The 25,332-nt window shown below is 69.5% G+C and carries 20 protein-coding genes and 1 pseudogene; 10 read left to right on the forward strand and 11 right to left on the reverse strand.

Annotation, left to right across the window (positions count from 1 at the left end; all coding sequences use genetic code 11):
- Positions 1-49: 49 nt before the first annotated feature.
- On the forward strand, positions 50-820 hold the full coding sequence (locus O7608_RS09040) for a hypothetical protein (RefSeq protein ID WP_289209507.1): 771 nt from the start codon (positions 50-52) through the stop codon (positions 818-820).
- 30 nt (positions 821-850) lie between these two features.
- Here O7608_RS09040 and O7608_RS09045 read toward each other — a convergent pair whose 3' ends face one another.
- A complete protein-coding gene (locus O7608_RS09045) occupies positions 851-2,287 on the reverse strand; it encodes a gamma-aminobutyraldehyde dehydrogenase (RefSeq protein WP_289209508.1) in 1,437 nt (478 codons plus the stop codon).
- A 555-nt stretch (positions 2,288-2,842) separates the two neighbouring features.
- Here O7608_RS09045 and O7608_RS09050 point away from each other — a divergent pair.
- Entirely contained in the window at positions 2,843-3,379 is a 537-nt protein-coding gene (locus O7608_RS09050; protein WP_289209509.1) for an alpha/beta hydrolase, read from the forward strand.
- 24 nt (positions 3,380-3,403) lie between these two features.
- On the opposite strand, the gene O7608_RS09055 is transcribed toward O7608_RS09050, so the two are convergent.
- The 5 genes from O7608_RS09055 to O7608_RS09075 all read right to left on the reverse strand — a co-directional run bounded on the left by O7608_RS09055 (position 3,404) and on the right by O7608_RS09075 (position 6,995).
- Positions 3,404-3,916 carry a hypothetical protein gene (locus O7608_RS09055; RefSeq protein WP_289209510.1) on the reverse strand — a complete coding sequence of 171 codons (513 nt, stop codon included), beginning with the start codon at positions 3,914-3,916 and terminating at the stop codon, positions 3,404-3,406.
- 307 nt (positions 3,917-4,223) lie between these two features.
- Positions 4,224-4,940 carry an alpha/beta fold hydrolase gene (locus O7608_RS09060; RefSeq protein ID WP_289209511.1) on the reverse strand — a complete coding sequence of 239 codons (717 nt, stop codon included), beginning with the start codon at positions 4,938-4,940 and terminating at the stop codon, positions 4,224-4,226.
- 121 nt (positions 4,941-5,061) lie between these two features.
- A complete protein-coding gene (locus O7608_RS09065) occupies positions 5,062-5,427 on the reverse strand; it encodes a nuclear transport factor 2 family protein (protein ID WP_289209512.1) in 366 nt (121 codons plus the stop codon).
- Positions 5,428-5,509: 82 nt separating this feature from the next.
- Complete coding sequence (locus O7608_RS09070) at positions 5,510-6,322, reverse strand: MerR family transcriptional regulator (protein ID WP_289209513.1); 813 nt, start codon at positions 6,320-6,322, stop codon at positions 5,510-5,512.
- A 22-nt stretch (positions 6,323-6,344) separates the two neighbouring features.
- Entirely contained in the window at positions 6,345-6,995 is a 651-nt protein-coding gene (locus tag O7608_RS09075) for a GntR family transcriptional regulator (protein WP_289209514.1), read from the reverse strand.
- A 425-nt stretch (positions 6,996-7,420) separates the two neighbouring features.
- Here O7608_RS09075 and O7608_RS09080 point away from each other — a divergent pair, with 425 nt between their 5' ends.
- The 3 genes and pseudogenes from O7608_RS09080 to O7608_RS32135 form a co-directional block, all read left to right on the forward strand.
- The gene (locus O7608_RS09080) at positions 7,421-8,464 is read left to right on the forward strand and encodes a WD40 repeat domain-containing protein (protein ID WP_289209515.1); all 1,044 of its coding nucleotides are present in this window, start codon (positions 7,421-7,423) and stop codon (positions 8,462-8,464) included.
- An 88-nt stretch (positions 8,465-8,552) separates the two neighbouring features.
- Positions 8,553-9,736, forward strand: a protein-coding gene (locus O7608_RS09085; protein ID WP_421359974.1) for an IS3 family transposase whose coding sequence is annotated in 2 segments (ribosomal slippage) — positions 8,553-8,808 and positions 8,808-9,736 — 1,185 coding nt in all. Because the reading frame shifts where the segments join, the coding sequence is not laid out codon by codon here.
- Positions 9,737-9,766: 30 nt separating this feature from the next.
- A pseudogene (locus O7608_RS32135) lies at positions 9,767-9,964 on the forward strand (DUF3885 domain-containing protein); the annotation flags it as partial.
- Between the two features lie 35 nt (positions 9,965-9,999).
- Here O7608_RS32135 and O7608_RS09095 read toward each other — a convergent pair.
- The 3 genes from O7608_RS09095 to O7608_RS09105 all read right to left on the reverse strand — a co-directional run bounded on the left by O7608_RS09095 (position 10,000) and on the right by O7608_RS09105 (position 11,930).
- On the reverse strand, positions 10,000-10,446 hold the full coding sequence (locus O7608_RS09095) for an ATP-binding protein (RefSeq protein WP_289209516.1): 447 nt from the start codon (positions 10,444-10,446) through the stop codon (positions 10,000-10,002).
- Between the two features lie 532 nt (positions 10,447-10,978).
- Positions 10,979-11,167 carry a DUF397 domain-containing protein gene (locus O7608_RS09100; RefSeq protein WP_289209517.1) on the reverse strand — a complete coding sequence of 63 codons (189 nt, stop codon included), beginning with the start codon at positions 11,165-11,167 and terminating at the stop codon, positions 10,979-10,981.
- Positions 11,154-11,930 (reverse strand): helix-turn-helix domain-containing protein, encoded by a 777-nt coding sequence (locus O7608_RS09105; protein ID WP_289209518.1) that lies wholly within the window; start codon positions 11,928-11,930, stop codon positions 11,154-11,156. The genes O7608_RS09100 and O7608_RS09105 overlap by 14 nt, the downstream gene beginning before the upstream one ends.
- 122 nt (positions 11,931-12,052) lie before the next feature.
- Here O7608_RS09105 and O7608_RS09110 point away from each other — a divergent pair, with 122 nt between their 5' ends.
- Genes O7608_RS09110 through O7608_RS09120 form a run of 3 tightly spaced genes read left to right on the forward strand, consistent with a single transcriptional unit; the run spans position 12,053 to position 12,735 of the window.
- Positions 12,053-12,187, forward strand: a complete 135-nt coding sequence (locus O7608_RS09110; protein ID WP_289209519.1) for a hypothetical protein — start codon at positions 12,053-12,055, stop codon at positions 12,185-12,187.
- A 37-nt stretch (positions 12,188-12,224) separates the two neighbouring features.
- Complete coding sequence (locus O7608_RS09115; protein ID WP_289209520.1) at positions 12,225-12,437, forward strand: hypothetical protein; 213 nt, start codon at positions 12,225-12,227, stop codon at positions 12,435-12,437.
- 19 nt (positions 12,438-12,456) lie between these two features.
- Positions 12,457-12,735: a hypothetical protein gene (locus O7608_RS09120; protein WP_289209521.1), complete on the forward strand. Its 279-nt coding sequence runs from the start codon at positions 12,457-12,459 to the stop codon at positions 12,733-12,735.
- Positions 12,736-12,809: 74 nt separating this feature from the next.
- Here O7608_RS09120 and O7608_RS09125 read toward each other — a convergent pair whose 3' ends face one another.
- A complete protein-coding gene (locus tag O7608_RS09125; protein WP_289209522.1) occupies positions 12,810-13,295 on the reverse strand; it encodes an SRPBCC family protein in 486 nt (161 codons plus the stop codon).
- Positions 13,286-13,642, reverse strand: coding sequence for an ArsR/SmtB family transcription factor (locus O7608_RS09130; RefSeq protein WP_289209523.1), 357 nt, complete (start codon positions 13,640-13,642; stop codon positions 13,286-13,288). Before O7608_RS09130 ends, O7608_RS09125 begins: the two co-directional genes overlap by 10 nt.
- Positions 13,643-13,726: 84 nt before the next feature.
- Between O7608_RS09130 and O7608_RS09135 the strand changes: the two genes are divergently transcribed.
- Positions 13,727-15,208 (forward strand): aldehyde dehydrogenase family protein, encoded by a 1,482-nt coding sequence (locus O7608_RS09135; RefSeq protein WP_289209524.1) that lies wholly within the window; start codon positions 13,727-13,729, stop codon positions 15,206-15,208.
- Positions 15,209-15,327: 119 nt separating this feature from the next.
- Entirely contained in the window at positions 15,328-25,329 is a 10,002-nt protein-coding gene (locus tag O7608_RS09140; protein ID WP_289209525.1) for a LamG-like jellyroll fold domain-containing protein, read from the forward strand.
- Positions 25,330-25,332: the final 3 nt, after the last annotated feature.

A 25,332-nucleotide genomic window follows, 5' to 3' on the forward strand; every position in this document is an offset into this window, starting at 1 on the left:
GGCTGTCAGGATGACGGCGGGTCGGATCGGTGACGGTCAGGATGATGTGGTGATCGAGGATCTCGGCGAGCAGCAGCGACGCGACAGAACGGTGCTGGCGGGCAACAGTGGGTGGAGCCGGATCGGCGGCCTGCTGCGGTGGCCGCCTCCACACCCGTGGCCGGCCCGCGTCGGGTGGCGGGTCGCGGCCGTCGGCACCGGATTCGCCGTGCTCGGTACGGCCGGGGCGTTCCTCGGTAACGTGGGCAGCATTGTCGGATTCGGCGTGGCGCTGATCGGTGGTGCGCTGCTCGCCGTGGCGGTCGCCTACCGGGTCCGCCGCAGTTGGCCCGGACTGCTGGTCACCCTGGCGGTGGCGCTGGTCAGCATGGTCGTCGCCGACCTGGCCAGCATCGGCTACCTGAGCGTCGCCGGGGACAGGGTCACCGCCGTGGTGGCCGCCCGGGAGTGTGCGCAGCAACGCGGCGACGTGGTCGACTGCGACTACCAGTGGCAGGACGCCAGCGGCGCCATCCTGGTGTCGGACCTGCTCAGCGACGACCGCTACCAGGTCGGCGACTCGGCCGAACTGGTGGTCGACCCGGCCGGCCTGGTCAGCGTACGGCCGGCGGACACGATGTCGCCGGACCTGGTCAGCCTGCTCGTGGCGGTGCTCGGCGGGCCGCTGCTGGTGCTGCTGGTCGTCCGCTGCCTCGCCGTTGGCGAAGGCTGGCTGCCCCGGCGGGGTGCCACCGCTACCACTGACCCGGCGAGCGGCGCCGGCCCTGGCCCGGCGGCCGGCGAGACCCCGGGCGGGACACCCGCTCCGGCGGGCGGCTGAGCCCGCTCGAGCGGACCGACCAGCGGCGGCTCAGCTGTCGATGGCGTGCATGACGTGCTTGAGCCGGGTGTAGTCCTCCAGCCCGTACATCGACAGGTCCTTGCCGTACCCGGAATGTTTGAACCCGCCGTGCGGCATCTCCGAGATGAACGGGATGTGGGTGTTGACCCAGACGCAGCCGAAGTCGAGCCGGCGGGTCATCCGCATCGCCCGGCCGTGGTCGCGGGTCCACACCGATGCGGACAGGCCGTACCGGACGCCGTTGGCCCACCGGACCGCCTCGTCCTCGTCGGTGAACCGCTGCACGGTGATCACCGGGCCGAAGACCTCGTCCTGGATGATCTCGTCGGGCTGGCGCACCCCGGAGACCACCGTCGGGGCGTAGAAGAAGCCCCGGTCACCGACCCGTACGCCGCCGGTGTGCAGCTGCGCGTGGTCCGGCAACCGGTCGACGAAGCCGGTGACCCGGCCGAGCTGGTCGACGTTGTTCAACGGCCCGTACGCCACGTCAGGCTCGTCCGGCAGGCCGGTCTTCGTACCCCGGGCCTGCTCGGTGAGCGCCGCGACGAAGTCGTCGTACACGCCCGGCCCGGCCAGCACCCGGGTCGCGGCGGTGCAGTCCTGCCCGGCGTTGAAGTAGCCGGCGCCGGCGATCGCCTCGGCCGCCGCTGCCACGTCGGCGTCGTCGAAGAGCACCACCGGGGCCTTGCCGCCCAACTCCAGGTGGGTGCGCTTGAGGTCGGAGGCGGCGGCGGCCGCCACCTCCATGCCGGCCCGGGGCGATCCGGTGATCGACACGAACTCCGGCGTCGGGTGCGCGACGAGGGCCCGACCGGTGTCCCGGTCGCCGCAGACCACGTTGAACACCCCCGGCGGCAGGAACTCGGCGGCGACCTCGGCCAGCAGCAGCGTGGACAGCGGCGTGGTGTCCGACGGCTTGAGCACCACCGTGTTGCCGGCGGCCAACGCCGGGGCGATCTTCCAGACCGCCATCATCAGCGGGTAGTTCCAGGGCGTGACCTGCGCGCAGACCCCGATCGGCTCCCGCCGCACGTAGGAGGTGTGCCCGGCCAGGTACTCGCCGGCCGACTTGCCCTCCAGCACCCGGGCCGCGCCGGCGAAGAAGCGGAACTCGTCGACGCAGGGCGGCAGCTCCTCGTCGGCGGTCAACTGCCGGGGCTTGCCAGTGTTGCGGACCTCGGCGTCGACCAGGTCGGCGGCGCGAGCCTCGACCGCGTCGGCGAGCTTGAGCAGCGCCAGCTGCCGCTGCGCCGGGGTGGTGTCGCGCCAACTTTCGAACGCGCTGGCCGCCGCGGACATGGCCCGGTCGACGTCGGCCGGGCCGGATGTCGGTGCCTGGGCGAAGACCTCGGCGGTGCACGGGTCGACCAGGTCCTGGTAGCCGCCGTCGACCGGGTCGACGTACCCGCCGTCGACGAAGTTGCGCAGGGTCTGCTTGTCGGTCATGTTCGGCTCCCGCACGTCGGCCCGGATCAAGGTCAGGAATCGGATCAGGTCAGGGATCGGATCAGGTCAGGATGAGGTATCCGCCAGCTATGAGCCATCCTTGCGACCGAAATCGCGGCAGACAAGGGGTACGGCGACTGTTTCCGTGCGCGCCGCGCAGCGCGACCGACGGTGTGGCCGGGTTGGTCACGCTGCGCCGGGTTCGACCGGGTCGGCGACAGCCACGGTACGTCGCCAGTGTGCCGGGGCCGTCGAACGGCCGTCGCGGAGAGGCGAACTCCGGTAACGATCATCGGCACGCTCTCCGGAGCCGGCGCAGGGGCCCAGATCGCGGGCCGTGCCGTGCTGGCCTTGCCGGCCTCCGTCCACCCGTACTCTCGCGGTCCCACGGCAACCAGCGTGCAACGCGTAGAACGCCTGCGTTGGCAGCCTCGGCATCGAGGTGAGGCTCGGATACCTCACCTCGTTGACGTGCGTACGCCTCACTTCGGCGGCGAATCTGCCAACCCCAGCACGTCGTCGAGGTGCCGCGATCCGGTTCGCTACAGTGGTCGAATGTTCGCTGGCATCATCGTTCCCGGGCGTGGCTACGGTCCGCAGGCGCCGCTGCTCGACCTTGCCAGCGAGGCGCTCGCCGACCGCGAAATGCCAGTGGAGACGGTGCGGTGGGACGTCCCGGACGGGCTGCTGAACATCGGGCCGGAACCGTTCGTCCGGGCACACGTGGCGGCGGCCATCCACCGGCTGTCCATGTCCGCACCCGACGCACAGCCGGTGATCATCGCGAAGTCGCTCGGCAGCTATGCCGCCGTGCTCGCGGCCGAACGGCAACTTCCGGCGATCTGGCTGACCCCGCTGCTGCACATCGAGGCCGTCGCCGAGGCGATCGGCCGGAACCCGGCACCCGCGCTCCTCGTCGGGGGGACCCGTGACCGCAGCTGGCTGCCGGAGGTCGCCACGGCGACGGGCAAGCGGGTCGTCACGATCACCGGCGGCGACCACGGCCTGCGGCCACCCGGTCCGCTGCGGGCCTACGCCCAGGCCCTCGGCGACGTCGGTACGGCGATCGAGGAGTTCCTGGCGCAACTGTGAGCCGCGACGGTACCGCCTACCCGTCTACCAGCTCGCGGTCCAGCTGTACCAGGCCCCTCCGAGGTGCCGGAAGACCGGGGACTCGAAGGAGCCGTTCTCCAGATCCGGAGTTGGCCCTCCGGGCAGGTAGGCGAACCCTGCGTCGTCGAACAGATTGCCGTTCCTCTCCTGGAACACGACGCCGCCGGGCACGTGGTAGGCGGCAATGATCCGGTAGGAGCCGATCGTGGACGGTGCCGGGACGTGGTACCAGTCTTCTCCGGCGGGCAGAGCCACGACCGCGTCTTCAAAGGCGCTGCGGCTCATCGCCCAGCGGGCCTGCAGCGGCACTCCTGTGACGAGCAGCGCCAGCGCGAGCGCGACGATCATCGGAGCAGGCAGGAACGACCAGGACCACCGCCGGCGATGCAGCCCGAACATCACCACCCAGACCACCCAGGCCAAGCCGGCCAGCCCGAGTACGGGCACCGCGCCGAACACCAGGAAGAACGAGAAGCCGGGAACGCTGAACGCCCAGAGCAGGCATGCCGTAGCCACCAGCGTCACGAGGTGCAGGGCCCACCAGGGGCGCGCGGTGTCATGGGCCTGGCAGGCGGGCCGCCGTCCCGCTCGACGGTCACCATCCGAACCCGTTGTCCAGCATCGCCCGATCATGACGGCCCAGGGCAGGCGGGGCAACCGTCGACGAGTGGACCGTCGGCATCACCCGAGGTGACCGGGCTGGCGTACGCGATCCGTGACCGTATCGCCGCCGGTGACGATGTGGGCGCCGCAGCCCTGCTCCCCGTCGAGCGGGCGTATCCGGTGCCGGCCGGGGCCGCGACGGGTCATCGCGGGTCACGTCTCAGCGAGCGACGCTGACGGCGTACTGCGCGGCGGTGACGATCACGTCGGCAACGACGCCTGGCTGTGTGGCGTACAGGGCGTGACTGGCTGGGACGTTGGTGATCGTGGCACCGATCCGGTTGGCCATGTGCTGCAGCATGGCCTGGTCGAACGCCTTGTCCTCGGTCGCGATGACAGCCCAGCTCGGCCGGTGGCGCCAGGCGGCGTTCTTCACCGGGGTCGAGAACGCCGCCATGTTGACAGGCACCTGCGAGTCGCGGAGGAAGGCAGCGTCGGCGTCGCTGGCGTCTGCGGCGAATCCGGCCTTGAACTTCTCCGGGTTGAGGAAGCCGTATCCGTCCTCGGTGACGTCGATGACGAAGTCGGGTGTCGGGGCGAACCCTTCGTACTGCTGGGCGGTGGTTTCGCCCGCGTCGGGCGCGAGCGCTGACACGTAGACCAGCCCGGCGACGTTCGGGTGGACTCCTGCCTCGGTGATGACGGTGCCGCCCCACGAGTGCCCGACGAGAATCGTCGGGCCGTTCTGCTGGTCGAGCACTCTCCGGGTCGCCGCGACGTCGTCATCGAGCGAGGTGAGCGGGTTCTGCACGATGGCGACCCGGTAGCCCTGGGTCGTCAGCCTGTCGTACACGCCGCGCCAGCCCGAACCGTCAGCGAACGCGCCATGCACGAGCACGACATTCTCGATCTCCTGACCACCGGTGGTGCCGCTCATGTGGCTCGTCCTTTCGTCGCCGCGCAGGCGTCGCCCGGCGGGGTACTCGCTGAGGTCGCGGTCGTTGCCTCCGATGTGCAATATATTGCATGAAGTGCGACGCGGTAAAGTGGCTGCGCGGTCATGGCTCGATGGTGAGCCGGGTGATGGAGGCGCCGTCCAGGTCGAACCGGTAGTGCAGGTCCGCTGACCCGCCCGGGAAGTTGCCTTCCAGGTGCTGCACCACGTCGAACTGCGCATCACCGACGCGGTGGGCACCGACGAGATCCGTGGTGTACGTGTACTCGCTGCCCCCATTGACTAGCCATGTCCTGATTTGGTCCAGGCCCCGGTAGGTGCGGCCTTCATCCGTGACCACCGCGTCGACGGCGAACGCGCCGATGGCGGTCTCGGTGTCGCGGGCTTGCTGCGCGGGCAGGTACACCGCGATGGCGGTCGGCAACTCTTCCCAGGCGACGGGGGTCTCTCGGTTCGGCTCCATGTTCATACCCCGACGATCGAGCCTCCCCCGGGGAGAGGGTCAAGGACGTCGGCGCACTACCTCGTCCGGGTGCTGCGTCACTGTGAGTTCAGCCGGGGGACAGCCGGAAGACCGGCCAGCCGATCTCGGTCCGCCACCGTCGAGCGTCCCCGGTCTCGCGGGGACCCGTCAGGTACGTCTCGTGAACGGGCCCGTCCACGGCCAGCGCATGCGAAGCCACCCAGTTCCCCAGGCGACCGTAGGTGACATCGATGTCGTCGTGCGGGCCCGCATGGACGGCCACGGCCAGATCGGCAGCCGGAAGGTCGACGACCTTGATCCGGCCATCGCTACGCGGGTGGTGCACCGGCCGGAAGACGGTCATGACCCCGGTCCCACCGGTGAACAGCTCGTTGGCGTACCGACCGCCGGCCGGCCCGGAGCGCTCGTCCGGTGGAAACGCTTCCTCCAGGTCGTCCATCGCCCGGTCGAACCAGGCGAGGGAGTTCTCGAGCCGGACCTCCGCGCTGATGGCGACGACGGTCCGGGAGGGGACGGAACGCAGTTCGACATCGAGCACCGCAGCGTCGGGCAGCAGCAACTGGCGCAGCGACACCACCGCTGCCCGCGTGCGGTCGAGTTCGGCCTCGAGCCGGTGCAGGTGACCCGCAATGAGCTCGGCACGCTGATGCGGGTCGTCGGTCGTGATGATCGACTTGATTTCGGCCAAGGGCACGTCGAGCTCCCGCAGCCGATGGATCACCTGCGCCGTCGCGATCTGGTCGGGCAGGTAGTACCGGTAGCTCGTGTCGGGGTCCACCTTCGCCGGCGCCAGCAATCCGGACTCGTGATAGCGCCGCAGGGTCCGCACGCTGAGGTGGGTCACGGTGGCAAACTGGCCGATGGTCAGACCCGTACGCATCGTCACAGTCTCCAACAGGTCGTCACGCAGGCGAATCGGCGGCCGCTCCCAGTTCGAACGCCTCATCCAGGCTCATCCAGTTCTCCCGGGCGGCTGTGGCGGCACCCTCCACGTCACGTGCCTCGCACAGCGCGATGATGCGCTCGTGCAGAGCCACCGAGCTGCGGCCGCTCAGCGAGGAGAAACGCAGCCGCTCGAGTCGCCGGAGTACGGGCGTGAACTGCTCGAGAACCGTGCGAAGAGCCGGATTGGCGGAGACAACGACCGCAACGCCGTGAAACTCGTCATCTGCTGTGATGGCCGCGTCGACGTCGTCAGCCTGCAAGGCTGCCGCGAAATGGACGTTGGCTGCCCGCATGGCCTCGATGTCATCGGCCGACAGCCGGGGCACCGCTTCGCGGACCGCGAGCTCGTGCATTGCGGCGGTGACTGTCTGCGCTGCCCGTGCAGCGTGGGCATCCAGCGGGCTCACCATGGTGTAGCGGCCGGGCTTCGTCCTGACCAGGCCCATCTCCTCAAGGCGGGTCAACGCCTCGCGTACCGGGGTGCGGCTCACTCCCAGCCATTCCGCCAGCTCCGCGTCGTTGAGCCGTTCGCCCGGCGCCAACGTGCCGTCGACGATGGCGTCCCGGATCCACCGGTAGGCGTTCTCCCGTAGCAGGGATCGCGACATCACCCCAACGCGTCCTGGCACCGGCATACAACATATCCCACACCACATGCAGGTTTGTCGTCAACGGGCTCACAGGCACGCCCTGGTTTGCGGCAACTCCAGGATGCCTAGGCGTCGCATGTCCAGGTGGGGTCTGTGGCGATGGCGATCACTTCGTCGAGGCGTACCCGGGCCTGGGTCATCGCGGCGATCTGTGCCTCCAGCCGCTCCCGCTCGGCGTCCAGCAGGGCCCGTGACCGAGGTACGCACTCGGCCTCGAGCAGAGCGTGTGTGGGACTCGGACAGAGGGCGACGCCTCGCCGTTCATCAGCGCTCGGACTGCGGCTAACTACGCCTTTCGTCGACTGGACCAGGCCTGCCGGTGCGGTGCGGGCATCAGCGGCTGCGGAGCGCGGCGGCGTTATGACCGGCTACTGTCGGGCGTCGTGCTGGGCAGAAATGACGCTGCGGTGGTCCGTGCCGCCCGTAACGGCGACCTGACTGCGGTACAGCGTCTGCTGGGCAAGGACGTGTCGCTGCTGGGCGCCTGCGGCCGGGTGGATGAGTTCGGTTTCAGCGTCATAGGCGACGCATCGCTGGTGCGCTGGCGACATATTGGACAATCAGTCCCCGAGGTGGTCGTCGCGACAGAGCACACTGCGCTGGTGGCGCTTGCCTGTCATCCGCGTCGCTCACTGGTCGCGGTCGCGCCCGCCGGAGCTTCGGTGGAGCTTCGCCACGGTAATACCCTCACCGTCGTCGGCTTCATGTCCGAACTCGTCGGCGCGACTGCGCTGGATTTCAGTCCGGACGGCCGGTGGTTGGCCGCCGCTACATCCGGCGAACGTGTACTTGTCGCCGATGCGAGTACGGGGCAGATCATCGCTGAGGCCGACGCCGGCGAGCGGACGAACTGTGTGGTCTTCTCCCCGGACGGCACATTGCTGGCGACCGCCTGCTCGTTTCAGGGCGGTGCGTACGTCCGGCTCGACCGGGTCGACGGCAGCGGTCGATTGGAGCACCACGCGGACATCGACCGCGCCGCTTACGGCACCGCTTCCGAGCACTTCGTCGACACCATCTCCGGTCTTGCCTTCACCACGGCCGGCCGGCTGGCGATCTGGGAGACGTCGGCGATTCATCACGACCGGCGCCCGGTTGGCTGGCGAGGAAATCTGGTAGTGGCCGACGTCTCCGACGGCCGGATGGTGTGGGAACGCTCGATCGACGCCGGCGTCACCGGAAAGGAGACATCGCTAGAAGTGGCCGGCTCACCCATGGGCTACTTCACGACGCCTGTGTCGGTAGCGGACCACAACGCTATTGCTGTGGGGCTCGACGGTGCTGTCGTCGTACTCAACGCAGAGGAGGGCGGTACCCGCATCGTGCTGCCCGCCTCAAGCAGCGTCATCACGACGTGGGGAGTTCCCGATACCAACGCACTCCTCGTCGCCACTGATATTGGGCGTCCGCTCACCACGTCACGCTGAGTGTCGATGTCACCCTGAGGTGCCCCGAGGATTCCGGACAGGGAGCCAATAAGGTTACCCTGTAAGGAAAGTCGAGGGAAGAAGCGCGATGGCACGCATAAGCTCATACACCCCAGAGTTCCGTGAAGAAGCAGTGCAACTCGTTCTACAGTCGAACAAGCCAGTGTCGCAGGTTGCCCGGGAGATCGACGTTCACCCGGAGACGCTCCGTTCCTGGGTCCGCCAGTACCGGCGGGAAAACAGCGGCGCCCAGGACAGCCCACCGATCGGCGTCGACGAGCGCGCTCGACTGAAGGAACTCGAACGTCGCAACCGGGAACTCGAAATGGAGAACAGCTTCCTGAAAAAAGCCGCGGCGTACTTCGCGAAGGACCCTCGGTAACGAGCTTGTACGAGTTCATCGAGACGATGCGACTCGACACCGCGAAGTACGCCTACCCCGTCGACTTCATGTGCGAACAACTCGGCGTGTCCAGGTCCGGATACTACGAATGGCGAACCCGCCCCGACTCCGCGACCGCCACCCGCCGCGCCCACCTTCGATCGGCCATCGAGGAGGTGTTCGCCGCGTCCGACGGCACCTACGGGCATCGACGTGTCCACGCGCAACTGCGGCGCCAGGGCGTGTCCGCCGGGCCGGAACTCGTCCGCCAGCTGATGCGCGAGCTCGGGCTCGTGCCGTGCCAGCCCCGCCCGAGGCGGTGGGGTCTCACCCAGTCGTCGTCCGGCACGGTGCCTGACCTCGTCGGCCGGGAGTTCACCGCCGACGCGCCTGGCGAGAAGCTCGTCGGCGACATCACGTACATCCCGACCGGCGAGGGGTGGCTGTATCTGGCGACCGTCATCGACTGCTGCACGAAGGAAGTCATCGGATACGCGATGGACGACCACTACCAGACGCCGTTGATATCCCGCGCCATCCGTAACGCCGCCCGGAATCGCGAACTCAGGAAGAACGCCATCTTTCATTCGGACCGGGGCAGCAACTACATGTCGGACGACTACGGCAGAACGCTGCGGGATCTGAGGTTGCGGCGATCTGCTGGCCGGACCGGAACTTGTTTCGACAATGCGATGGCGGAATCGTTCTTCGGTGCGCTGAAGAACGAACGCGTGTCGCGTGTGAAGTATCCCACTCGTGAGGCGGCACGCCGGGACGTTACTGCCTACATCGAATTCTGGTACAATCGTCAGCGTCTGCATTCAGCGGTGGGCTACCGACCTCCCCGGGAAGTCCACGCAGAGTTCGAGAACCTTCAAATCGCGGCGTGAAAGAACCGGCCGAACCACTGTCCGGAAAACGCGAGGCCCCTCAACCTGCTGCTCCGCCGCGTGGCCGACGACGTCATCGGCAATGTCCTTGTCTGTGACTTCGATCTGCGCTGGCTCTATCACCCGTACGACGGGGGCATGGACGTCGTCCTGCCTACCACCGCTGACCGTGACGCCCTGCGGAGCCGACACCAGGACTGGCTCTCCACACACCCACAAGGCCTGTAGGACCCACCGCCATGCAGCGCGAATAGCGCGGCAGATCAGTTCCTTGCCCTCACAAGCTCTTCAAGGGTGTCGGCCAGCTCGGACACGTCACGACGCCCATCGAGCTCGGTTGTAGCGCCGCGTCGCAGACGAGGCTCGACGGTCCGGACGTATTCGGCGATCTCGGCTCGCTGCTCGGGAGTCCGACCGTAGGGGTTCGCTCGGCGCGCGACCCGCTGCAGAAGCACTGCTAACGGTGCGCTGAGAAGAACGACGTGGTCAAAGCGGTCGTAGAAGCGGCCTTGGTTATCCACTGTCCCGGACACGATCAGGTCTTCGTGCGAGGCCAGCAACTCGTCCATGCGCAGCTCATCCCAAGTGCCGTCGGTTAGTTCCCAGCCGTCGTAGTCGGTGTCGACGGTGAGGTATCCCCGCCTGCGCAACTCGTCAAGAACAGTAGTCTTACCTGCCCCCGACATACCCGTCACCAGAACCCTCGCCACGCACGTATGGTATCGATCGACGCAGCACCTCATGGTTCAGGCGCACCTCGCGGCCAGATGCGGCGTGCGATACGCCCACACATCGCGGCATGAGCGGATTTCGCTGTGCCGCCCCGACAACCCCTAACCGCCGAAGCGGCGCGTGGCGGCAGGTTCAAATCCGGACGCCCGCGATCGGCGACGCTGCTTCGAGTGGAGGGCTCAGGCACGTTACTCGCGCGAGTAACGTGCCTGAGCCCTCCACTCGACGGCGGACCGAGACTCGACGGACCGAGGTGCGCGCTTCTCGGCAGATCCGGAAGCGAGGACCGGCAGGCCGGGCGAGGCATTCTCACGCGACGTTACCGAGCCGGCAGGGCAGCCGGGCCCAGAGTTCGGTCCGCGCCTTGCCGTCGCGGCGGTGGCCAGGTTTCTGGGCGATGGCAGGACGGAGAGCGGCGGGCTCGGCCGGGCCAGCGTGAGCGGGAGAGACTGCGCCGGCTCTACCAGGCAGAGCCGGCGCAGTCTGGTCGACTTGTCGAGCGGGGTCAGCTCAGTGATGCTGCTTGGCCAGCTCGACGAAGGAGCGCCAGGCGGCTGGGCCGAAGGTCAGGGTGCCGCCGTCGCGGTCCTTGGTGTCGCGGACCAGGACCCGGCCAGGCAGGTTGTCCGCCACCTCGACACAGTTGCTCACTCCACCCGATCTGGTGGACTTGCGCCATGAAGGGCTAGCTGTGCTCATCGATCAACCTTAGAAGCACGTCTTGGCTCTGGGTAGTCGACAACGAGAGATCGGTGATCGCCTCCCATGCCCATTCGAGTTCGATGACGTCGGCGGTTGTGGTTGCCATCCTGCCGCGTAGCTGGTCGTCCAGGTAAGCGATCCGGCTTCCGTCGCCCAGCGTCGCCAGCGAGAACGGCCCGCCGAGGCCAGGGTGGAGGCCCACGCCACGGTCGGGTACGACCCGGATCCGGATGTTCGGTTGGTGGCTGGCGTCAACCAGGTAGCCGAGCTGATCTTTGAGGACCTCGCGCGACCCTTGATGCAGGGCAGTCTCACCGATCAGGCAGGACAGCTCGACCGGCTCGTCGCGATCGAACACCGCCGCCTGCCGTTCGAGTCGGATCCGTACCAGGTCGTCGACCTTGCTCTTGTTGGCCGGAACGGATGCGAACAGCTCACGCATGTAGGGCTCCCGCTGCAGTAGCCCTGGCATGATCGACAAATCCCAGCAGCGGAGCAACACCGCTCGCTGCTCGTGGTCAGCCCAGGACCGCAGCCATGGTCGGCGGTCTGCGTGAGCTTCCTTGGCGAGTTTCTGGATCTTGTCGCCGGAGTTCAGCACCTGGTCGATGGCCTGCGCGGTGTCCTTCTGCGGCACCAGCCGGCCCGTCTCGAAGCTGGCGATCAACGACTTCGACACCGAGAGTGCCTTTGCCAGTTGGGTCTGGTTCAAGCGCCTGGCCAGTCGGAGCCGTCGGAGCTCCGTCGTGAGTTCACTCATGTTTATCACCCCGAATATCTACTGATGCCTGTGATCTCAACCTGGTTCATCTTCTACTCACATCGGCCGATGGTCCAGGGTGGAAAACAACATCCTTCGGAAGGTGATCGAGAGGAGTGTGGATGGTGGGAATCGAAGCGGTGGTCGGAGCGGCGCTGCTCGGCTTTGCCGCCGGGCTGTGGTCGTTCCGGGTGAAGTCCCGGTGGTGCCCGTACTGCGGGCGGCCGACCTGGCCGCTGGCCAGGCACTCTGACTAGCCGGCTGGTCCGGGAGCCGCAGCCGAAGTCGGGCGACGTGCTGGTGATCGGCCGGGCGGCGAGCGTGCAGTTCGCCGACGGCCGGGGGTTCCGGTTCCGGGTGATCTCGGTCGACCGGAAGTGGACGTACGACGGCTGGGTCTGGCTCACCGGATACGTGATCGACCGTGACGGGAACGCCGCCGAACGGCGGGAGATATTCGTCCAGCGTCGAGGGCTTCATCGACTTGCCGGACATGCGAAAGACTGATTTTTGATCAAGGAGAAAGATGATCATCGAGATGGTGCGGGACTGGTGGCTGCGCGTCCGGGACCGGTTTTCCGGCAGGTCGGCGGCGTCCCGGCGACTGGAAACGCTGCGGCGGCTGGATGCGCTGCGGCACGAGCAGGCGAGGAAGCAGGTGCCGGACCGGGCGGCGGTACGGCGTCGTCGGCGCGACGGCAACCGGGGACACCACTGGTCGGCGGAGCCGACGATGCTGGTCCCGACGACCCGCCCGCTGCTGACCTACGCCCAGCAGCTCGGCTACCGGCTGCCGCGCCCGTGACGACGAACCCGGCTGATCGACGGGGACCGGGGCGGCAACGGCTCCGATCCCCGTCGATCAGCGGGCGACACCGGTCACGCGGCCAGCAGGTCGTCGATCTGGTTGATCGCCGAGGTGGCGCCCTCCACCATGCCCATGTCCAGGACCTGCTGCAGCGCCTCGGTGGACTCGTACCTGGCTGTGTACGTGGCCCGGGTGCCGCCGTTGTGAGCGGCGAAGGTGTAGGTGTTGTGGGAGACCGGCAGTTCCGCCTTCGGCGTGAAGTCCAGGCCCGCGAAGCCGTCGTCAAAGGTGAGGCGCGTCGGTTCGTCGACAGCGGTGATCAGCCAGTACCCGGCGTACTTCTCGCCCTCCGGGCTGGTCATGTAGTAGGTCACGCGTCCGCCGGGCGTGAGGTCGTGGTCGACCACGGTCGCCGGGTACGTCGGTGGTCCCCACACCTTCTCCAGTTGGCGGGGGTCGGCGTAGACCTGCCAGACCCGCTCCAGTGGCGCGGCGAAGTCCGCCGTGATGGTCAAGGTCAGGTCGTCAAGGTCCTGCTGGACGTCGGTCACTGGCATTGTTGTTCGGTCCTTCCGTCGGGATCGGCTGCGATCAGTGCGTCGATGCGTGCGATGTGGCCACGCCAGATCTGTTCGAGCTCGGCGAGCATGGCTGCCACCGAGCGCACGGCCTGCACGTCGCCGCTGGCCAGCTGCTCGCGACCTCTGCGTCGCTTGGTCAGCAGCCCGGCCCGCTCCAGCACGGTGACGTGTTTCTGGACGGCGGCGAAGCTCATGTCGTACTTGGCGGCGAGCGTGGAGACGGAGTGCTCCCCGGCCAGCACCCGGCGCAGGATGTCGCGCCGGGTGCGGTCGGCGAGCGCGTGGAACATGGCGTCGGCCCGGTCTGCGCTCTCCTCGGTCACCACACAGACATACAACCAATCGGTTGTATGTCTGTCAAGTTCGTCGAACGAACTCGTGCATCATCACTGGCCTAGGCTGGCGGGATGGAACCTGCCGACCCGACCCTGCGTACGCCGTTCTGGCTGGCCGGCGAGCCGGCGCACGGCGACGAGCCGCTCGACGTGCACCACCCGTACGACGGTCGGGTCGTCGGTCGGACCAGCCTGGCCACGCCCGACCAGGTCGAGCAGGCGGTCGCCGCCGCGCACCGGGTCGCGCCGGTGGCGGCCGCGCTGCCGGCGTACCGCCGGGCGGCCGCGCTGGACCACGTCAGTGCCCGGCTCGCGCAGCGCGCCGACGAGATCGCCCGGCTGATCACCGCCGAGAACGGCAAGCCGATCAAATGGGCGCGTGCCGAGGTGGCCCGCGCGGTCTCCACGTTCCGCTGGGCGGCCGAGGAGGCCCGGCGCTTCTCCGGTGACCTGCAGCGCCTCGACACCGACCCGGCCGCCGCCGGCCGGATCGCGCTGGTCCGCCGGGTGCCGCGCGGCCCGGTGCTGGGCATCTCGCCGTTCAATTTTCCGCTGAACCTGGTGGCACACAAGGTGGCCCCGGCGATCGCGGTAGGCGCGCCGATCATCGTCAAGCCGGCCCCGGCGACCCCGTTGACGGCGTTGCTGCTCGGTGAGCTGATCGCCGAGGTCACCGAGCCGGACGGGCCGGAGTCCGGGCTGCCGGCCGGGATGGTCTCCGTACTGCCGGTGCCGAACGACCGGGCCGGCGGTCTGGTCGCCGACCCACGCCTGCCGGTGGTGTCGTTCACCGGCTCCGGCCCGGTCGGCGCGCTGATCCGCCGCTCAGTGCCGGAGAAGCATGTCACCTTGGAACTGGGCGGCAACGCCGCCGCGCTGATCTGCGAGGACTGGACCGGCGACGAGGAGCTGACCTGGGCGGCGCAGCGGATCGCCACCTTCGCCAACTATCAGGCCGGGCAGAGCTGCATCGCGGTGCAGCGGGTGTACGTGCACGAATGGCTCTACGACGGCTTCCTGCCCCGGCTCGTCGACGCGGTGGCGGCGCTGCGCCTCGGCGACCCGGCCGACGAGGCGACCGACGTCGGACCGCTGATCGACGAAACCGCCGCTGTCCGGGTCGAGTCCTGGGTGGACGAGGCGGTGACCGCCGGGGCGACGATCGACGTCGGCGGCCGGCGCGACGGTGCGACGTACCCGCCGACGGTGCTGACGCAGGTGCCGGCCGGTGCGCGGGTGCTCACCGAGGAGGTCTTCGGCCCGGTGCTCGTCGTGCAACGGGTCGACAGCGACGCCGCCGGGTTCGCGGCGATCAACGACTCGGCGTACGGGCTGCAGGCCGGCGTCTTCACCCGCCGGTTGCAGACGGCGTTCGCCGCGCACCGCACCCTGGCCGTCGGCGGGGTCATCGTCGGTGACGTGCCGTCGTACCGGGCCGACCAGATGCCGTACGGCGGGGTCAAGGGCAGCGGTGTCGGCCGCGAAGGGGTGCGCAGCGCGATGGACGACTACACCGAGCCCCGGGTGATGGTCCTCACCGGACTTGATCTCTGACCGGAGTTTGCACGACTGTGCAAGTTGGCGTGGGATCGCTCAATATTCATTGACACCAGTGTGTGACGGCTGAGACGGTTTCACCGGCAGAGCTCCAGTCGTCCCACACGGGGGTGGACGTGCGTCGCTCGGTGTTCCTACGCGTGCCCGGATTCCGTACCGCAGCAGCCCACCACAAGCCCGGCAGGTCGGCACTGGCCGCAGCGGTGGCCACCGTCATGCTGGTCAGCCTCGGTGGCAGCGGAGTGGACGGCACCGCGACGGCCCGGCACCAGCGGCCGGCGGACCGGCCGCACGTCGCCGCCGACAAACCCGACCAGCGGTGGGGGAGCGCGGCCAGCGGCAGCCACCTGACCCGTCCGGCGGTGAACCGCAACCTGCCGCAGAGCTACCGTGGACAGTATCCGCTGCACCAGTTCGACGGCGTCGCCGAACCCGGGCGCAACGAGGCCCGGGTGGTCGACCCGCCGACCGTCGAGACACCCGGATTCGACCCGGCGACCAGCCGGGAACGGGCCGTGGACCGGGGCCGCCACCAGCGGGTGTTCGACAACGCCGACGGCACCAGGACCACCGAGTTCGCGGCCGAACCGGTCAACTACGAACTGCCGGGCGGTGGTTGGGCGCCGATCGACACCGACCTGGTCGCGGCCGGCGCGGACGTGGGCGGCGGCTGGCGAAACGCCGCCGACGCCGTCGACCTGCGGCTCGCCCCGCAGGCCGACGCCGCCGACCTGGTCCGGCTCACCCTCGACGGGCAACATTCCATCGAGTACGGCGTGGCCGACGCCGCCGAGGTGGCCGGCACGCACAGCGTCGCCGCCGAGACGGCGGGCGGCACGCAGGCCACCGCCGCCGTCACCTACCCCGGGGCGTTGCCGCACGTCGACGTACGGCTGGAGGCCCGGCCCGGTGGGGTCAAGGAGACCCTCGTCCTGCACTCCGCCGACGCCGCCCACACGTACCGCTTCCCGCTGCGGCTGCGCGGACTCACCGCCCGGCTGGTCGACGGCGAGGTGCGGTTCGTCGACGGCTCCGGGGTGGTGCGGGCCGTCGTCCCACCCGGTTACATGTCCGACGCCGGCACCGGCGCGCAGGGCCCGGCGACGTCGACCGGCGTCCGGTACCGGCTGACCGGCCCGGCCGACCAGCCGGTGCTGGAGATGACGCTGGACTCGGCGTGGCTGCGCGACCCGGCCCGGGTCTACCCGGTCGAGGTCGACCCGACCGTCGGTCCGCCGGTCACCGAACGGGCCAGCACATCCAGCATGTACGTGCACGGCAGCACCTCGGTCTCCGGCGGCAACGAACTGCTGATCGGCCGCAGCGGCAGCGCCAACGCCGCCGCGTACCTCAAGTTCGACAACCTGGGCCAGCTCGCCAACCACACCGTCCACGGTGTGGCGATGACGGTGGTCAGCTACGACGCCCCGTCCTGCCGGCCGAGGCCGGTGGCCGTCCACCCGGTCACCGCCGGCTGGTCCGTCGGCACCCACCACTCCTGGCCCGGCCCGGCCGTCGGCAAGGCACTGGCCAGCCGGTCGTTCGCCAACGGGTACGTCGCCACCGGCCAGTCCCAGTCCGCCTGCCCGGCCGCCTCCGAACTGTTCGACCTGGGAGTGGCCGGCCGTGACCTGGTGCAGGGCTGGGTCGACGGAACCCGCGCCAACAACGGACTGTCGTTGCGCGCGCCGGTCGACGACAGCTCGGCGTGGAAGAAGTTCGCCGGCACCGGCACCCCGAACGGCCCCCGGCTGTACGTCACGCACAGCCCGTACAACGCCGGCTACGCCATCCCGAACCCGGTGCCGGAGCCGGCGGTCCTGCAGAACCGCGACGGCCAGGTCGCCGTCACGGTGACCAACCGCAGCGCCGAGGCGTGGACCCCGGCCAACTACTACCTGGCCTACCGGGCGTACAACGCCGAGACCGGCGCGGCCGTCACCCAGCAGCGGGCCGGGAACCTGCCCGGCACGGTGGCCCGCAACGGCAAGGCCACCGTGACCGCCACCATCAAGCGGCTGCCACCCGGGGTCTACTTCCTCGACTTCACCATGGTGCGCACCGGCGGTGTCGTCTTCACCGACCACCAGGTGCCGCCCGCCCGGATCGTGCTGCACGTCATCGACATCGAACCGGTGGTCCAGGAGGTGCACCCGCCCAACGGCTACCCGGCGCCGACGTTGACCCCGCTGCTGTACGCCCGCGCCGTCGACCCGGACGCCCCGCCCAGCCTGAACCTGCAGTACAAGTTCGAACTCTGCGCCACCGACGACGACGGCGAACCGGTCGACTGCACCAGTACGGCGTACCAGGCCAGCCAGGCGTGGGCGGTGCCGGCCGGGCGGATGACCTGGAGCACCACGTACCTGTGGCGGGCCGTCATCCGCGACGCCAACAACGAGGTGCCGACGCCGTACTCGATGCTGGTCACCTCGGTGCCGCAGCCCGACATCACCTCGAAGATCGCCGGTGCGCCGAACGCCGCCGTCGGGCAGGAGTACGACGCCCAGACCGGCAACCTGACCACCGCCGCCGTCGACGCGGTGGTCGCCACCGTCGGCCCCGAACTCAACGTGGTCCGCACGTACAACAGCCTCGACCCGCGACGCGACCTCGGCACCGCCGCGACCGGCCTGGCCGCCGTACCACCGGTCTTCGGGGCCGGCTGGGCCAGCCGCTACGACATGCGGGTGGTGCCCGACGACGACGGCACCGGCAACCTCGTGGTCGTCTACCCCGACGGGCAGACGGTCCGCTTCGGCCGCAACCCCGACGGCAGCTTCGCGGCACCGCTCGGCCGGGTCGCCCAGCTGACCGAGGACGCCACCCACTGGCGGCTGCGTGACCAGTCCGGCACCACCTACTCGTTCTTCCGCTCCACCGGCAAGATCACCGAGATCGTCGACAACGCGTCCCGGCGGCTGCGGTTCACCTACAACACCGCCGACGGCGGCCGGCTGGGGCGGGTGCAGGCGGCGGCCACCCCGTCGGACACCACCGGCCGGTCACTGTGGTTCGTCTGGAACGGCAACCGGATCGACACCATCCGCACCGACCCGGTCAACGGGTCACCGCTGTCCTGGCGCTACCACTACACCGGTGACCTGCTGACCCGGGTCTGCGCGCCGGACAGCTCCTGCACCGAGTACGAGTACACGCCGGCGTCGCGCTACCACGCCGCGGTCCTCGACGCCCGCCCCGACTCGTACTGGCGGTTCGCCGAGAGCCAGGGCACCGCCGCCGGCAGCGAGATCGCGACCAACCTCGGCAAGGACGCCGGCACGTACACCGGGGTCACCCTGGGCGCCGCCGGCCCGATCGCCGGTACGGCCGACACCGCCGCGTCGTTCAACGGCACCTCGGCCCGGGTCACCCTGCCGAAGGGGACGGTCAAGAAGTCCCGGGACGCCTCCGTCGAGCTGTGGTTCCGCGTCGGCCTGACCCACACCGGCGGCCCGCTGATCGGCTACCAGGACACCGAGTTCGGCAGCACCGCCGGCACCGGCGTACCGCTGCTCTACACCGGCACCGACGGGCGGCTGCGCGGCCAGTTCGCCGGCGGCGGCATCGCCCCGATCACCTCGGCCGCCACGGTCAACGACAACCAGTGGCACCACGTCGTGCTCACCTCGATGGGCACCACCCAGACGCTGTACCTCGACGGGGTCAAGGTCGGCGAGGCCACCGGCCGCACCATCGACCACGCCCTGTTGACGTACAACCAGGTCGGGGCCGCCGTCGCGACCAGCCCGACCGCCTGGCCCGGCTGGGGCACGACGGCGCAGCGGCACTTCGCCGGCCAGATCGACGAGGTCGCCGTCTACGCCCGACCGCTCGGGCCGGGCACCGTCGCCGAACACTTCCGCGCCGCGCAGACCGGCAGCCACCGGCTGACCACCGTCCTGCTGCCCAGCGGCAAGACCGCCATCGAGGCCCGCTACCACGAGATCACCGGCCGGATCACCGAGTACACCGACAGCAACGGCGGCACCTGGAAGGTCGGCGCGCCGACCGTCTTCGGCAGCGACACCGACCTGCGGCGCAGCGTCCAGGTGCTGGACCCGGCGAACCGGCCGCACCTGTACGAGTACGACGCCCTCGCCGGCCGGCTGCTGCGCAGCGGCACCCCGCTCGGCCTGGAAACCCGGCAGGAGGACCTGCCCGGCCCGCCGCCGACGTCGTCGCCGTCCCCACCGACCGAGGTGTGCAGCCAGCCCGACCCGAACGACCCGGCGTTCTGCACCATCATCCCCGACGACTCCGGCGGCCCGGTCTTCATCCGGCACCCGCTGGAAGGCATGGCGATCCGCACCTACACCTACGACGAGCAGGGCCGGCAGAAGCAGATCCGCGACGAGAACGACCACGGCGTCGAACTCGGCTACGACGACCGGGGCAACGTCACGTCCCGCAAGAGCTGCCGGACCAGCACCGAGTGCCACACGACGTACTACACGTACCCGGCGGGCATCACCGACCCGTACGACCTGCGGGCCGGCCTGGCCACCGAGGTCCGCGACGGACGGTCCAGCAGCGCCACCGACAACCGGTACCGCACCACGTCCAGCTACCACTTCACCGGGAAGCTGATCAGCCAGACCGGGCCGGACAACGTCACCGTCACCCACCAGTACACCACCGGGGGCGAGCCGGCGTTCGGCGGCGGAAACCAGCCGACCGGGCTGCTCGATCGCACCCGCGCCCCCACCGCCGCCCCCGGCGTGGAGCGGGTCACCCGCTACTTCTACTACCGCAACGGTGACCTGGCCCGCACCGTCGACCCGGCCGGGCTGACCACCGAGTACACCTACGACCCGCTCGGCCGGCTGCTGACCGAGAAGGAGATCTCCGACAGCTTCCCGGCCGGCGTCGTCACCACCTACACCTGGGACACCCACTCGCGGCTGAAGAGCGAAACCGGTCCGGTGACCACCGACGCCGTCACCGGCGAACAGCATCAGCAGCACGCCGTCAACGACTACGACGCCGACGGCAACCTCATCGCCACCACCGTCTACGACCTGGTCGGCGACGAGGAGCCACGGACCGCGACGACCGAGTACGACGAGCACAACCGCCCGGTCCGAGTGGTCGACGCCGAAGGCAACGAGACGAGCCTGTCCTACGACCGGTTCGGCAACAAGACCTCCGAGACCGACCCCAACGGCAACCGGTACGACTACGCGTACACCAACCAGAACAAGCTGGCCGAGGTCCGGCTGCGCAACTGGCGCAGCGACCCGCCGGGCGGGCCGGGCACCGGCGACGTCGACTACCTGGTGCTGCACTCCTACTCGTACGACTTCGCCGGCCGGCTGGCCAGCGACACCGACGCGATGGGCCGGCGGCTGGAGTACACCTACTACCACGACGACCTGCTGGAAAAGGTCGTCCTGAAGGGGTTCCGCAACCCCGACGGGTCCACCCGTGACCAGGTGATCGAACGCAACGTCTACGACGGGGCCGGCAACCTGGTCCGCCGGGAGGAAGGCAACGGCACCACCGTCACCGAACACACCCTGGACAACGCCGGCCGGATCACCTCCACCGTCGAAGACCCGGACGGGGTACGGCGCCGGACCGACCTGCGGTACAACGCCGCCGGCGAGGTCGACCGGATCACCCGTTCCGGCAACACGTCGAACGTGCCCTGGCTGGTCGCCGTCGAATCCGAGATCGTCAACTACGTCTACCACGTCTCCGGTGGCGTGGCCCGGGAGACGGTGGTCGCCGGTGACGCGACCCGGGTCACCACCCACACGTACGACCAGCGGGGTGTCCGTACCTCGACCACCGAGCCACGCGGCAACGTGCCCGGCGCCGACGCGGCGGCCTTCACCACCCGGTTCGTCAGCGACGAACTCGGCCGGCAGACCAGGATCACCGGCCCGGCGGTGGCCGCCGAGAGCGGCGGCGGTACGCCGACCACGGTCACCCCGACCGTCACCGCCGGCTACAACGCCTTCGGTGAGCAGGTCGCCACCCGGGACCCGCTCGGCAACGTCACCCGCACCGAGTACGACCGGCTCGGCCGGCCGGTGCGGACCATCGCCCCGTCGTACACCCCACCGGGGGCGCCCACGCCGATCACCCCGACGGTCCGGACCAGCTACGACCCGCTCGGCAACGTGGTCGAGACGGTCGACGCCCGCAACGCGGTCACCCGGTACGCCTACGACCAGCTGAACCGGATGGTCAGCCGGGACGCGCCCGGCACCACCAACGAGCAGCGGGCCGTCTGGCACTACACCTACACCCGCACCGGCGAGGTGCTGTCGGTCACCGACCCGACCGGGGCCCGCACCGAGTCCACCTACGACGACCTGGACCGGCCGGTCACCCAGACCGTGGTCGAGCGGCACCCGGTGGTCGACAACTTCACCACCACGTTGCGCTACGACGACGCCGGCAACGTCACCTCGGTGATCTCGCCGTCCGGGGCGACCATGACCAGCGCGTACAACGGTGTCGGCGAGCTGATCCGGATGACCTCGCCGGCCGGGGTGGTCACCCAGTACGGCTACGACCGGGCCGGCCGGCAGGTCCGGGTCGCCGACGGGCTCGGCCGCACCGCGCGGACCAGCTACAACCTGTTCGGTGACCGGGTCGCGCAGGCCAACCTGAACCCGGCCGGCGACGTCGTCGCCACCACCAGCTACGGCCACGACGCGGCCGGCAACGTCGTCACCGTCACCGACCCGGAGCAGGCCGTCTCGCAGTACGCCTACGACGCGGCCGGCCGGCTGGTCAGCCAGGTCGAACAGGTCTCGGCGACGAAGTCGATCACGACGACGTTCGGCTACGACGCCGCCGGCAACCGCACCCGCTACACCGACGGGCGCGGCCACGAGATCATCTACACGGTCAACACCCTCGGCCTGGCCGAGTCGGTCGTCGAGCCGCCGACGACGGCGCACCCCGACCTGGCCGACCGGACCTGGACGGTCGCCTACGACGGCAACGGCAACGCCCAGCGGCTGACCGCCCCCGGTGGGGTGACCCGGCAGCGGGTGTACGACGCGGCCAACCGGCTCGTCGAGGAGACCGGTGCCGGCGCGGAGACGACCACCGCAGCCCGCAGCCTCGGCTACGACCTGGCCGGTCGGCTCACCCGGGCCGGTGCCCCCGGCGACGACGACACGTTCAGCTACAACGACCGGGGCGGTCTGCTCACCGCTGCCGGACCCGCCGGCACGGCGAGCTTCAGCTACGACGCCGACGGCAACCTGACCGGCCGGACCGACGCCGCCGGCACCACGACGTTCAGCTACGTCGACGCCCGGCTCGACGAGATCACCGACGCGGTGACCGGCCAGCCGCAGACACTCAGCTACGACGCCGCCGGCGCGGTACGCGGCATCGACTACGGCGCCGGCCGGGTACGCACGTTCAGCTACGACGACGTCGGTCGGCTCACGGACGACGTGCTGCGCAACTCGGGCGGGCAGACCGTCGCCTCGATCGTCTACGACTACGACCTCGCCGGGCAGTTGACCGGCAAGACCACCACCGGCACCGCCGGGGCGGGCGCGCACAGCTACGACTACGACGACGCCGGGCGGCTGGTCAGCTGGACCGGGCCGGACGGCACCGTCGCCTACGAGTGGGACGACGCCGGCAACCGGACCCGCGCCGGCCCGAAGACCGCCGTCTACGACGAGCGCAACCGGCTGGTCTCCGACGGCGACTACACGTACGGCTACAGCGCCCGGGGTGCGCTGCGCACCCGGGTCAGTTCCGGCCTGGTCGAGCAGTACGCCTTCGACGCCTTCGACCGGATGACGTTCGCCGAGGGCGAGTCGTACGCGTACGACGCCCTCAACCGGGTCGTGTCGCGGGGCAGCACCGCCTTCCAGTACGCCGGGTTGAGCACGGAGGTCGTCAGCGACGGCACCGAAACGTACGCCCGGGGGGCCGGCGACGAACTGCTCGCCGTCGGCCGGGGCACCGAGCAACGGCTGACCCTGTCCGACGCGCACGGCGACGTGGTCGCCGCCTTCGACCCCACCAGCGGCGTCCTGCCGTCGCTGCCGGACTCGACGGCCTTCGACCCGTTCGGCGAGCCGACCGCCTCCCAGGGCGACACCGGCAACATCGGCTACCAGGGCGACTGGACCGACCCGGACACCGGCAAGGTCAACATGGGCGCCCGCTGGTACACCCCGGGCACCGGCGGCTTCGCCTCCCGCGACAGCGTCACCTACAGCGCCGGCGCGTCGATCCTGGCCAACCGCTACACGTACGGGGCCGGAGCGCCGCTGAACTACGACGACCCGACCGGCCACTGGCCGAGCTGGGTCGACAAGGGAATCAACAAGGTCAAGCGGACGGCCTCCAACGCCTGGAACACCACCAAGAGCTGGGCCAGTTCGACCTGGAACACCGCCAAGAGCTGGGGAATCTCAGCCTGGAACTGGGGCGTGTCGGCGCTGCGGACCTTCGGCAGCCAGCTCAAGCGCTTCTCCAACTGGGTCTACCACAAGTCGGGTGCCGCCACCGTCGTCAACAAGGTGAGTGAAGGCGTCCAGGCCGTCAGGGACGGCAACTTCCGCAACTGGGCCGCCGAACAGGCCGCGCAGGCGGTGCAGATCACCCAACGGGCCAAACAGGCCGTCGAGAATTACGTCCAGAACAAGGTGGTCCCCAGGATCAAAGCGGCCGTGCAGCCGCTGGTGGCCGGGGCGCGGACGTTGGTGTCGACGACAGCGCGGGTCGCGGCGGCCGTCACCGCGGTGACCGTCACCGCCATCAAGGATCCGCAGCAGTTCGCCAACACGCTGGCGCTGGAGGCGGCGAAGCAGTACCAGGGCCTGACCGAATCCATCAACGGCATGGTCGACAGCGCGGCCCAGTTCTGGGACGAACACAAGGCGACCATCACCGGCGCGGTCGTCGGCGGCGTCATCGGCATCGGCTGCGGGGTGGCCATCGGCTGGACCGGAGCCGGCGCGGTCGCCTGTGGTGTGGCGGCCGGCGCGATCGGTGCTGCGGTGACCGGCTACATGCAGGGCCAGCGGGGCTGGGAACTGGCGGGCACCGCGCTGCTCGGCGGGGCGACCGGCGTACTGGGTGCCTTCGGCGGGGCACTGCTCGGCTCTGCGGCGCGGGCCGCCGCACCGGCGCTGCGGGCACTCGGCGGCCGGGCGATGGGCGCGCTGTCCAGCGGAGCCCAGAACGCCGTACGGGGTGCCGTCAGCAGCACCCGGTCGGCGGTGCGCTCCGGCGTGGAGAGCACCCGGAACCTGGCGAACCGGCTGATGGGCAAGTGCAACAACAGCTTCGTCGCCACCACCCCGGTGCTGATGGCCGACGGCAGCCGCAAGCCGATCAGCGACGTCGAGGTGGGCGACGTCGTGCTGGCCACCGACCCGACCACCGGCCGCACCGAGGGGCAGGAAGTCACCGGCCTGATTGTCGGCACCGGTGAGAAGAACCTGGTCGAGGTGACCGTCGACCTGGACGGTGCCGACGGCGACCGGACCGGCACGATCACCGCGACGGACAACCACCCGTTCTGGGTGGAGAGCGAGAACCGCTGGGTCGACGCGGTCGACCTGAAGCCCGGCTACGCCTTCGAGACGGCCGACCACCGGCCGGCCACGGTCGCCGGCATCCGCGCCTGGACCGAGTACGAGACGGTCCACAACCTCACCGTCGACACCCTCCACACCTACTACGTCACCGCCGCCGACACCCCCGTACTCGTCCACAACTGTGTCGGCGAAGCTACGGTGTTTTTTGACGGGGGACATGCCACAATTCGAACGACCGTTGGTGGCGATGTTATGCACACGCATCAACTTGGTGGCTTGGTCGAGATTCCGGGCATGGGTAGGGTGCCGACGCCCGTTCGACCCGCAAGATTCGACGGGGAGGTTTCGCCGGCCGCGCGTTCCGCGACGGTCCATCTTCCGAACCCTGGAGGGGCATTTGCATACCAAGAGGTACAGCTAGACAAAGCTGCACGGGGATTCGACTTTGGAATGTATGACGAGACGTATAGAACGTGCTTCCATTATTGTGCTCGCGTATTGGAAGCGGGAGGAGTTCAAGGAGTTCCAGCAGGCGGGACGGCGCGCGAGATTATTGCGTTCCTGCGTAGGCTGGAGCGCTCGTAATGA

The organism is Solwaraspora sp. WMMA2056 (assembly GCF_030345095.1).
GTDB lineage: Bacteria > Actinomycetota > Actinomycetes > Mycobacteriales > Micromonosporaceae > Micromonospora_E.